The 11,472-nt window shown below is 55.0% G+C and carries 11 protein-coding genes; 4 read left to right on the top strand and 7 right to left on the bottom strand.

Translation table 11 applies throughout. The features are described from left to right. Positions 1–92: 92 nt before the first annotated feature. The 4 genes from ABRZ28_RS21465 (at position 93) to mgtE (ending at position 4,405) form a co-directional block, all read left to right on the top strand. The gene (locus tag ABRZ28_RS21465) at positions 93–428 is read left to right on the top strand and encodes a hypothetical protein (protein WP_319605840.1); all 336 of its coding nucleotides are present in this window, start codon (positions 93–95) and stop codon (positions 426–428) included. Positions 429–1,056: 628 nt separating this feature from the next. Continuing rightward, positions 1,057–2,199, top strand: coding sequence for an MFS transporter (locus tag ABRZ28_RS21460; RefSeq protein ID WP_413556351.1), 1,143 nt, complete (start codon positions 1,057–1,059; stop codon positions 2,197–2,199). A gap of 216 nt (positions 2,200–2,415) precedes the next feature. Further along, the gene (locus ABRZ28_RS21455) at positions 2,416–2,631 is read left to right on the top strand and encodes a YfgG family protein (protein ID WP_319605838.1); all 216 of its coding nucleotides are present in this window, start codon (positions 2,416–2,418) and stop codon (positions 2,629–2,631) included. Between the two features lie 349 nt (positions 2,632–2,980). Then, the gene (mgtE, locus tag ABRZ28_RS21450) at positions 2,981–4,405 is read left to right on the top strand and encodes a magnesium transporter (RefSeq protein ID WP_319605837.1); all 1,425 of its coding nucleotides are present in this window, start codon (positions 2,981–2,983) and stop codon (positions 4,403–4,405) included. Between the two features lie 68 nt (positions 4,406–4,473). On the opposite strand, the gene ABRZ28_RS21445 is transcribed toward mgtE, so the two are convergent. From ABRZ28_RS21445 to ABRZ28_RS21415, 7 genes are all read right to left on the bottom strand, one after another. Then, positions 4,474–4,638, bottom strand: coding sequence for a hypothetical protein (locus ABRZ28_RS21445; RefSeq protein WP_319605836.1), 165 nt, complete (start codon positions 4,636–4,638; stop codon positions 4,474–4,476). Between the two features lie 8 nt (positions 4,639–4,646). Next, positions 4,647–5,876, bottom strand: a complete 1,230-nt coding sequence (locus ABRZ28_RS21440; protein WP_330521496.1) for a type VI immunity family protein — start codon at positions 5,874–5,876, stop codon at positions 4,647–4,649. An 8-nt stretch (positions 5,877–5,884) separates the two neighbouring features. Next, entirely contained in the window at positions 5,885–7,114 is a 1,230-nt protein-coding gene (locus ABRZ28_RS21435; RefSeq protein WP_330521495.1) for a type VI immunity family protein, read from the bottom strand. Between the two features lie 8 nt (positions 7,115–7,122). Further along, positions 7,123–8,352 (bottom strand): type VI immunity family protein, encoded by a 1,230-nt coding sequence (locus ABRZ28_RS21430; RefSeq protein WP_330521494.1) that lies wholly within the window; start codon positions 8,350–8,352, stop codon positions 7,123–7,125. Between the two features lie 8 nt (positions 8,353–8,360). Further along, the gene (locus ABRZ28_RS21425) at positions 8,361–9,590 is read right to left on the bottom strand and encodes a type VI immunity family protein (RefSeq protein ID WP_330521493.1); all 1,230 of its coding nucleotides are present in this window, start codon (positions 9,588–9,590) and stop codon (positions 8,361–8,363) included. A gap of 16 nt (positions 9,591–9,606) precedes the next feature. Then, the gene (locus ABRZ28_RS21420) at positions 9,607–10,920 is read right to left on the bottom strand and encodes a VRR-NUC domain-containing protein (protein ID WP_330521492.1); all 1,314 of its coding nucleotides are present in this window, start codon (positions 10,918–10,920) and stop codon (positions 9,607–9,609) included. Beyond that, a partial coding sequence (locus ABRZ28_RS21415) for a DUF2345 domain-containing protein (protein ID WP_330521491.1) occupies positions 10,917–11,472 on the bottom strand: 556 nt, incomplete at its 5' end. The genes ABRZ28_RS21420 and ABRZ28_RS21415, both read right to left, overlap by 4 nt.

The following is an 11,472-nucleotide window of genomic DNA, read 5'->3' as shown; positions in this document are numbered from 1 at the left end:
GCGCCAGGCCGAACTCAATGCTCAGAGGATCAGGTTCCGCTGTCGGCCTGAAGACGGGTATAGCCGGATGATGCTAATCAAAGGTGGCAGTGATGGATTTTTCAAACGTATATCATACATTTACTGACAGTCTCGACGGAACTGACAGCTATGTCGCCCTGCGAAAGGGTTTAGACGGCCTTATCAGCAGCGATCCGGATAACGCGGTGTCCTATTACATTCTGCGCGGTTTGGCCGACAGTTACGTCACGCTGTATGCCGACCAGGCGATCAGTCCGGATTTCGCCTCCAGGGCGAAAAAAGAAATGACGGACTTATTGGATATCGTTAAAGACATTCTGAGTAGCAGCGCGGTTCCGGCGGAACAACGTTATCAAGCGATCAATCGGTTGGTCGCCACCTACTGGTCGGGCAAAAAATATTTCTGAAAAACCCCCGGTCGGACATACTTCCGCGATGCCCGACCGTCGCCGGCGCCGTTCCTCCACCTGCCGTATCAAAAATGAAACAAATCACTTTTTTTAACGCCTGCGATAATTAGCGTCGCCCTTTACTGGCCGCGTGCCAGGGATCTTTTTTGTGCATGCGCTTAGTCGCCAAGCACTAACTTGGTGCATCAGCGGTTAGCACGCACCAGAAAAGCGCGGTTAGCCGTCAGTAATAAATAGTATTTATGGATAATCACTCCTCGCGCCTATTTATCCCACGATAAACCCAGACCAATAAATAAATTTAAAATCAATTAGTTATAATGAAACCACTGATTTTTTATCTTCGTTTGCCGCGTTCGTTCCCCCATACGTTTTTCAAACCTATTTCTGGCACCATAATTGCTTATTTTTCTGTATCAAAATTGATACTTCCATTATTCATCTCAGTAATGAGCCTGTTGCGACACGACGTTACTTTGATATTTACTTAGCGAACACCAGGAGCAAAACCATGGATCCAACCTATCCTGATAAAATATCTTCAGCAGCACCTGCACATGCGGAAAAACAAGTCGTCGATAGCTATAGCTGGAAAGCCCTGGCCGGATCGGCGGTAGGTTACGCCATGGACGGTTTCGATCTGCTGATTCTCGGGTTCATGCTGACAGCTATCTCGGCCGACCTGAATCTGACGACCGGTCAGGCCGGCTCGCTGGTCACCTGGACGCTGATCGGCGCGGTCATCGGCGGACTGATTTTTGGCGCCCTGAGCGATCGTTACGGCCGTATCCGCGTGCTGACCTGGACCATTGTGCTCTTTGCCGTGTTTACCGGCCTGTGCGCCTTTGCTCAGGGATACTGGGATTTACTGGTGTACCGGACGATAGCCGGTATTGGTTTGGGAGGCGAGTTCGGTATCGGCATGGCGCTGGCCGCCGAAGCGTGGCCGGCTCGTCATCGCGCCCGCGCCTCTTCTTATGTCGCGCTGGGCTGGCAGACTGGCGTATTGGCCGCCGCAGTGCTTACGCCGCTCCTGCTGCCGTATATCGGCTGGCGCGGTATGTTTATTGTCGGCGTGATCCCGGCCTTCGTCGCCTGGTTTATCCGTCATCGCCTGCATGAACCGGAAGTGTTTGTTCGTAAGAAAACGAAAAAGAAACCGGCTCTTGAGTCGTTCAGGCTGCTGGTCAAAGATAAAGCCACCAGCAAAATCAGCGCCGGCATTATTATCCTGACGTCAGTACAAAACTTTGGTTATTACGGCATCATGATCTGGATGCCCAGTTTTCTCTCCAAGACGCTGGGGTTCAACCTTACCAAATCGGCTATGTGGACGTCGGTTACCATTTTGGGCATGATCGCCGGTATCTGGATTTTTGGGCAAATCGCCGATCGCATCGGACGAAAACCCAGCTTCCTGTTATTCCAGAGCGGTGCGCTGATCATGGTGCTGACCTATTCGCAGTTGTCCGATCCGGTCACCATGCTGTGGGCCGGCGCGCTGCTGGGTATGTTTGTTAACGGTATGATGGGAGGATACGGCGCGCTGATGTCTGAAGCCTACCCAACCGAGGCGCGGGCCACCGCGCAAAACGTGCTGTTTAATATCGGCCGGGCCGTCGGCGGATTCGGCCCCATCGTTATCGGCGCGGTGACCAGCCTCTATTCATTCCCGGTGGCTATCGCCCTGCTGGCCGGCATTTACGTTATTGATATTCTGGCGACCCTTTTCCTGGTGCCGGAACTCAAAGGCAAAACCCTCGAATAAGCCGCGTTGCAGAAAACGCAAGATAAAGGCTGATTTAACCATCAGCCTTTTACCGCACAATCCATACCTCAAGTCATCAGTGACGGCGGTCAGCGCCCGCCGCCGTATTCGCCCGCGCCGATCCGCACTTTTTCATGCCAAGAGATTGACCTCCCCGAATGCTTGTGTATAAATAAACAACAGCGAATGTTCGCTTTCACAGGAGATTTTACGGTAATGTCTACGCTTACCCACAGACGACGAATATCAATGCGACCGCGACGAAGTGGAACCCGTCTAGCTCGCGCCGTGTTACTCATCAGTTTTATTATCCTCTTAGGCCGCTTTGCTTACTCCACCATCAGCGCATTTGCTTATCATCAGGACAAACAGCAACAGCGTATCGAACAACCTTTTATTGCCTCTGATATATCCATCAATAAGAAAGAATAACGCGGACTTCAGTAGCAACAGAAATCTCATTATTCAGGTCACTGTGTCGTCAGGTCTTTTGTCCTGTCATCTTTTGTTACGCCTGTTTTCTGCCGCCCATCATTCGCATCGTTAAATACTGCTCGCCATTAATTAGCAACCGTTTATTCTTAATTCACTGATTTTGCGCTATGTTTACTATGCTTATCCTTGCGCATCACTCAAATAACGGATATCCGCGCCCACGAACAAATAAACCTAACCGGAAACCGCACCGCCGAAAGCGTGACACCTCGGCGGCGTAGAGTATGGCGGGAATACCAGGGATAGAGACACACCAGAAACGAAACCAGACCGAGCATAAAAAATCATGTCGAATGCAAAAAAAGTTTCCGCTTTGCGGCGCCGTATTTCTCTTTTACTGTTAGATAACGATGATTTGGTTGATGATATTCTTAACCGTCACCCCGAAGACACCGTCGCAGAGCATAAAGACTTACTCGATAAAACAGCCGAAATATGCCGGTTAATTACCGGGTTGCATGCCGCGGATTTGGCGGATCTGCTGGAATCGCTGCCGCATGATGAACGTCTGGCGCTGTGGCGGCTGATCCCCATCGATAGACGCGGACGCGTGCTGATTGAAGTTTCCGACAGCATCTCGGACGATCTCATCAGCGATATGCGGAATAAAGATATTCTGAAGGCAGTCCGTATATTGGATGTCGATGAGCAGGCGCAACTAGCGCGCATTCTTCCCCGCCAGTTGCTGGGTCGGATACTGACCTCGCTGGAGCCAAAACAGCGCGCGCAGTTACGTGGGGCGATCAATTATGACGAAGAGTGCGTCGGCCACATCATGGACTTCAAACTCATCACCCTACGCCCTGACGTGACCCTGGCGACCGTCCAGCGTTACCTGCGCTACCGCAAGGCCATCCCGGACTCCACCGATAAGCTGTTCGTCACCGATCGTAAAAACACGCTGATTGGCGAACTCTCATTGGCCGACATACTGCTGAATCCGCCGGGAACACAGGTGGACGCCATCATGAATAAGCAGCCGATGATGTTTCAACCGGAAGATCAGGCGGCGGACGCCGCCGGGGCGTTTGAACGTTATAACCTGATCTCCGCCGCCGTGGTAGATAATAAAGGCCGGTTGATGGGACGTCTGACGGTGGAAGATATCGTGGATGTGGTTAACAAAGAAAGCGACAGCAATATGCGCCGTTCCGGCGGTTTAACGCCTTCTGAGGATGTTTATGCGCCGGTCTACAAAGCCGTGCGCAATCGCTGGACCTGGCTGGCCATCAACCTGTGTACGGCGCTGTTGGCATCGCGCGTTATCGGCCTGTTTGAAAATACGCTGTCTCATCTGGTGGCGCTGGCGACCTTAATGCCGATCGTGGCGGGACTCGGCGGCAATACCGGCAACCAGACCATCACCATGATCGTGCGGGCGCTGGCGCTGCATCAGTTGGAGCATGGGCGAAAATCTTATCTGCTGTTAAAGGAGCTGGGCGTGGCGATGGTCAATGGCGTCATATGGGGTACCGTGATGGGCCTGATCACCTACGCACTCTACGGCAGCCTCGAAATGGGCGGGGTGATGATGCTGGCCATTCTGCTCAACCTGCTGCTGGCGGCATTCATGGGCGTATTGATCCCACTGCTGATGGTTAAGTTAGGCCGCGATCCCGCCGTTGGCTCCAGCGTCATGATTACGGCGATCACCGATACCGGCGGATTCTTTATCTTCCTCGGACTGGCGACGCTGTTTTTGCTGCATTGACCGCGTTTTCCGTTTTTCACGATGCCCGATAACGTTACGGGCATCGCCCCTCGTAATAACGACCCGCATTATATGGTCATTGCACAGTAAATCCGTTTTGTGACCTTTCCCATATCGATCCGTTGAAGATAACCATCTAAATCGACCTGCAAGGCATTGTGCGCCTCCGGACTGTCCGGCGCGCCATAGGTAAACTCCCAGCGCGCCTGTTCAAAACGGGTGAAAAAGTCCATAACGCTCCCTATGCCGGAAACTGGGCGCTCATGCCGTCGTCCCGCGCTATCAGCGTCCAGTGGATCACCCGGCTTCGCGTCTCGCTGTCCTGCCACGGCGGTAAAATATCGCCCTGGCTAAAATGCTGGCGTACGATGCGCCCGGCCTGATAGGTGCTCCAGATACCGCTGCACCGGCACGATTCCCCGCTAACCTGCGTCAGAAACTGGCGGCGCGCCTCCGGATCCGGCTCTGGCTGTTCCGCCAGCTCGGGCGCAGGTTTCGCCGACGGCGCAGCGGGATGATCGAAGCGCGCCAGCCACGCCGCGGTGGAGTTTTTATCAAAGCGGATCTCGCCGGAAATGGAGCCGTAGCCCATCGAATAGATTTTAGGGGCGCGGATCGGCTTCAGCGCATTATTGACTTTCACATACAGCTCAGGGTAGGGATCGTCCCTGACCCACCCCAGCTCCGGCCAGTCCCCCGCCCGGATCATCACCCCGCCGCTGTAGGGCAGCAGGGCGAGGCGCGGATCGGCCAGTTGCTGTTTTAGCGCCGCCTCCCCGCCCAGTTTTTCCAGCCACTCGGTCTGCACAAAGGTATACCAGTTGACCGAACGGATACCGTCACGTCCGCTCTCCCAGGTATTAGAGTTGGTAATATCAATGGCCAAAAATTCCTGCCCAATCTCATATTCCAGATGCTGATACTTATCGCGGGCATAGCACTGCTGCACACCCAGACCGGCCAGACCGTGCATCGGTTTTAAACACTGGCAGAACTCCAGCAATAAAGCTTCAAAGCGTCTATCACCGCCGTCTTTTAATACTTCGATAGGAAGATAAATCTGCACATAAGATACTGAATTATGAACATACTCAAACCAGTCGGCAGGCGACTCGATGCTGAATAAATAATCACTAGCATAACTCGTCCCTGACTCCGAAGCCCATGACATATCGATATCATCACCATCTCTATCTATTATTGTTTGTTGGTATTGATGTAATTGCGTGCGCTTATAAGTTTTATCTTTCTTAGGGTCATCAATGTATCCCCAGTGCAGTTTATCGCCGAATTCACGGTCATAGCGCGCCAGCACCTGCGCCATCGCCTGACGCTTCTCGTCCGTATAGCCCTTATCCAGATAAAAATAGGCCACCAGCCCGACCTGCAAGGCATTGTGCGCCTCCGGACTGTCCGGCGTGCCATAGGTAAACTCCCAGCGCGCCTGTTCAAAACGGGTGAAAAAGTCCATGACTCTCCCTATGCCGGAAACTGGGCGCTCATGCCGTCGTCCCGCTCTATCAGCGTCCAGTGGATCACCCGGCTTCGCGTCTCGCTATCCTGCCACGGCGGTAAAATATCGCCCTGGCTAAAATGCTGGCGTACGATGCGCCCGGCCTGATAGGTGCTCCAGATACCGCTGCACCGGCACGACTCCCCGCTAACCTGCGTCAGAAACTGGCGGCGCGCCTCCGGATCCGGCTCTGGCTGTTCCGCCGGTTCTGGCGCCGGTTTCGCCGGCGGCGCAGCGGGACGATCGAAGCGCGCCAGCCACGCCGCGGTGGAGTTTTTATCAAAGCGGATCTCGCCGGAAATGGAGCCGTAACCCATCGAACAAATCTCAGGCGCTCGGATAGGCTTCAGCGCATTATTGACCTTCACATACAGCTCAGGGTAGGGATCGTCCCTGACCCAACCCAACGCCGGCCAGTCCCCCGCCCGGATCATCACCCCGCCGCTATAGGGCAGCAGGGCGATGCGCGGATCGGCCAGTTGCCGCCTTAACGCCGCCTCCCCGCCCAGTTTTTCCAGCCACTCGGTCTGCACAAAGGTATACCAGTTGACCGAACGGATACCGTCACGTCCGCTCTCCCAGGTATTAGAGTTGGTAATATCAATGGCCAAAAATTCCTGTCCAATCTCATATTCCAGATGCTGATACTTATCACGCTCATAGCACTGTTGTACACCCAGACCGGCCAGACCATGCATCGGCTTTAAACGCTGGCAGAACTCCCGCAGCAACGCCTCAAAGCGTTTATCACCGTCGTCTTTTAATTCTTCAATCGGGAGATAAAACTGCAAATAACTCACTGATTTATGGACATACTCGAACCAGTCGGCAGGAGATACCATGCTGATAAGATAATCGCTGGCATAGGTGGTTTCCTCTTCCGCAGCCCACCAGAAATCCATATGGTCGCCGTTTTCCGCCAGCATCTGCGCCTGCTTTTGTTGCAGCGGACGTTTACGGTAAGGCTCGCCTCTATTGGGGTCTTTGTAAAACCCCCAGCGCAGTTTATCGCCGAATTCACGGTCATAGCGCGCCAGCATATCCGCCATCGCCTGACGCTTCTCGTCCGTATAGCCCTTATCCAGATAAAAATAGGCCACCAGCCCGACCTGCAAGGCATTGTGCTTCTCCGGGCTGTCCGGCGCGCCATAGGTAAACTCCCAGCGCGCCTGTTCAAAACGGGTGAAAAAGTCCATGACTCTCCCTATGCCGGGAACTGGGCGCTCATGCCGTCGTCCCGCGCTATCAGCGTCCAGTGGATCACTCGGCTTCGCGTCTCGCTGTCCTGCCACGGCGGTAAAATATCGCCCTGGCTAAAATGCTGGCGCACAATGCGCCCGGCCTGATAGGTGCTCCAGATACCGCTGCACCGGCACGATTCCCCGCTAACCTGCGTCAGAAACTGGCGGCGCGCCTCCGGATCCGGCTCAGTCTGTTCCGCCGGCTCGGGCGCCGGTTTCGCCGGCGGCGCAGCGGGACGATCGAAGCGCGCCAGCCACGCCGAGGTGGAATTTTCATCAAAGCGGATCTCGCCGGAAATGGAGCCATGATGGATACCGCCGATTTCAGGGGCGCGGATCGGCTTCAGCGTATTATTCACCTTCACATACAGCTCAGGATAGGGATCGTCCCTGACCCAACCCAACGCCGGCCAGTCCCCCGCCCGGATCATCACCCCGCCGCTATAGGGCAGAAGGGCGAGGCGCGGATCGGTCAGTTGCCGCCTTAGCGCCGCCTCCCCGCCCAGTTTTTCCAGCCACTCGGTCTGCACAAAGGTATACCAGTTGACCGAACGAATACCGTCACGCCCGGTTTTCCACGTATGGGAGTTTGGGATATCAATGGCCAAAAATTCCTGCCCAATCTCATATTCCAGATGCTCATATTTTTCACTTTCATAGCACTGCTGCACACCCAACCCCGCCAGACCGTGCAGCGGCTTTAAACGCTGGCAGAACTCCAGCAGTAACGCCTCAAAGCGTTTATCGCCGCCGTCTTTTAATTCTTCAATCGGGAGATAAAACAGCACGCAAGAGACGGCATGATGAATGTACTCAAACCAGTCGGCAGGAGAGTTAATTTTTATTAAATAATCACTGGCATAACAAGTCTCTGACTCCGAAGCCCAGGACATATCAATATCATCACCATCTCTATCTATTATAGTCTGCTGGTATTGATGTAATTGTGTACGCTTATAAATTTTGTCTTTATTAGGATCATCAATGTATCCCCAGCGCAGTTTATCGCCGAATTCGCTATCATAGCGCGCCAGCACCTGCGCCATCGCCTGACGCTTCTCGTCCGTATAGCCCTTATCCAGATAAAAATAGGCCACCAGCCCAACCTGCAAAGCATTGTGCGCCTCCGGGCTGTCCGGCGCGCCATAGGTAAACTCCCAGCGCGCCTGTTCAAAACGGGTGAAAAAGTCCATAACGCTCCCTATGCCGGAAACTGGGCGCTCATGCCGTCGTCCCGCTCTATCAGCGTCCAGTGGATCACCCGGCTTCGCGTCTCGCTGTCCTGCCACGGCGGTAAAATATCGCCCTGGCTAAAATGCTGGCGTACGATGCGCCCGGCCTGATAGGTGCTCCAGATACCGCTGCACCGGCACGATTCCCCGCTAAGCTGCGTCAGAAACTGGCGGCGCGCCTCCGGATCCGGCTCTGGCTGTTCCGCCAGCTCGGGCGCCGGTTTCACCGGCGGCGCAGCGGAACGATCGAAGCGCGCCAGCCACGCCGCGGTGGAGTTTTTATCAAAGCGGATCTCGCCGGAAATGGAGCCGTAACCCATCGAACAAATCTCAGGCGCTCGGATAGGCTTCAGCGCATTATTGACCTTCACATACAGCTCAGGGTAGGGATCGTCCCTGACCCAACCCAACGCCGGCCAGTCCCCCGCCCGGATCATCACCCCGCCGCTGTAGGGCAGCAGGGCGAGGCGCGGATCGGCCAGTTGCCGCCTTAGCGCCGCCTCCCCGCCCAGTTTTTCCAGCCACTCGCTCTGCACAAAGGTATACCAGTTGACTGAACGGATACCATCACGCCCACTCTCCCAGGTCTTTGAATTGGTTATATCAATGGCCAAAAATTCCTGCCCAATCTCATATTCCAGATGCTGATACTTATCGCGTGCATAGCACTGCTGTACACCCAGACCGGCCAGACCGTGCATCGGCTTTAAACGCTGGCAGAACTCCAGCAATAGCGCCTCAAAGCGTTTATCGCCACCGTCTTTTAATACTTCAATCGGGAGATAAAACAGCACGCAAGAGACAGCATGATGCACATACTCAAACCAGTCGGCAGGCGACTCAATGCTGAATAGATAATCGCTGGCATAGGCGGTACCCTCTTCCGCGGCCCACCAGAAATCCATATGCTCGCCGTCTTCCGCCAGCATCTGCGCCTGCTTTTGTTGCAGCGGACGTTTACGATAGGATTCGCCTCTCTTGGGGTCTTTGTAAAACCCCCAGCGCAGTTTATCGCCGAATTCACGGTCATAGCGCGCCAGCATATCCGCCATCGCCTGACGCTTCTCGTCCGTATAGCCCTTATCCAGATAAAAATAGGCCACCAGCCCGACCTGCAAGGCATTGTGCTTCTCCGGGCTGTCCGGCGCGCCATAGGTAAACTCCCAGCGCGCCTGTTCAAAACGGGTAAAAAAATCCATTCCAAGATTCCTCTGTTTAATCAGGCCAGTAGACGTAATCCTGCCGCCGCTGCGCCGGATTGTCTAAAAAGGTTAACGTCAGCGAGTAAGACACGGTGGTCGCGGGCTGTTCGGCAAAGGCATAACCACCCGCTCCCACTGCGCCGCCCGCCAGCATATTGCGCACATAGCTCACCACCTGCCCGGCGGCCCGCCCCAGCAGCAGGCCGCCGCCGCCGGTTGCCGCTGTCGCCGACCCGCCGGCTGCGGTCACTACGCCCGCGGCGGCAACGCCGGCTGAAATCGCGAACAATGGCCCGCCCAGCGCCATTTCCAACTGCGCCCGTTCGCGCTGACGTTGACGCGCCTGCGCGGCGGCGATTGCCGGGTCGGGCATCGGCTCAAAACGCGGGCCTGCGCTAACCGGCGGAGAATAAGGCGCGAAATAGTCTCTTACCTGCTGGTGCTCATTTGCGATCAGCCCTTCCAGCAGCGGATAGGCCTCGATCTCCGGGCGCTGGCACAGCCGGTTACGCGCTCCGGCCAGGCCGACGGGCAGATAGACCGGCTCTTTTTTGGCGTCCCGCAGCCACTCCCGTTTAGTCTTGTCATCCACCTGACAGGTATGGGTTTCCAGCAATCGAAAATTCTCTGCTCCTGCAATACGCTCATAAGCTCGTTGTTGATCTATTGTTAACTCATCCCCCGGAAACTTGATTTCAATCACCGTATGCAGATTAGGCTGACTAAAGGCCTGCTTGCCAATCAACATGCGGTTTTTCAACCGCACCACATCCGGAATGCGAAACATCCCCGAGCGCTGTTTTTCCAGCAGATTTTTTAATTCATCGGGCAGCGGCTTAGCCTTGCCGACACTTCGTCGCATTTCCGGCGTCAGGGCGTTTTCCAGCTCATCCAGGCTCATTAATTCGCTCACCACCTCCACGGCGATATCGCTGCCCACCAACCCGCGCAGGCGCCACTCATGTCCCAGTTTAATCGCCGCGTATTTGGATAAAGGAAAGGTGCTGGGATAGTTGGGCCGCCTGCGGCTCATCACCGGCTTCGGCGGGTGTTGAGTCATGTCGTACCCCACCTCGCCGATATAGGGAAAGTGATAGCTGAACATCTCATCATCCAGCCGAATAAACTGCGTGACCACCCGTTGGTACATCGGCTGGCCGTCCGAACGGACTTTCGGGTTATTGAGCGCATAGCCCACTTTCTCGCACAGATACCATAGATCCAGCGGATCGGTTACCGGCGCTGCGGTGCCGCCCGGCTCTTTCTTTGTGCTTGCGGTTGTCTCGCTGCCTGTTGCCGGCGTAGCCGTTTTCTTCCCTGTACTCATTTTGCTTCATCCTTTTTATCCGTGCGGGAAAAATCGATTTTCAACGGGGTTGCATCGTCCCAATAGCTGGCGTTCAAACATTCCCGGTTAAATTGCTCAATATGCGGCCGTAGTGTTAAGGGCTCCGGTTGCCGGCTATACACCGCGATGGTTTTACCCTGCTTATCGCTAATACCGGTGATTTGCTGCTGCTGGTAAGCAATGGAGTAAGGGACGCCCGCAAGGGGTTCGCCCGTTGCCTGATCCGTGATAATAAAGTGTTCGCTGCAACCATCGACCAGCGGCATATTGGGCAAAGGCACATTCAGGCTGGCGGCGCTCATACGCTGCACCACAGCGGTTTTCAGCAACACGTTGTTCGGCGCCCCCAACTCTATCTGCCCGTCCTTGATGCGGATAAATGCCCCGCCGCAGTTCAGCAGCAGTTCCGTCTTCGCCGTCACCACCACCCTGTCGTCCTGACTCGCCACCGTCAGTTCCTTTTGCGCCAGCAAATCCAGCCCATCGCTCTGCGCCTGCACTTCCACCTTGCCCTGCGCCGCCAGCATCTTT

The sequence above is a fragment of the Brenneria sp. g21c3 genome, from assembly GCF_040240345.1.
Classification (GTDB): Bacteria; Pseudomonadota; Gammaproteobacteria; order Enterobacterales; family Enterobacteriaceae; genus Brenneria.
This window is presented reverse-complemented; position numbering and strand designations above follow the sequence as displayed.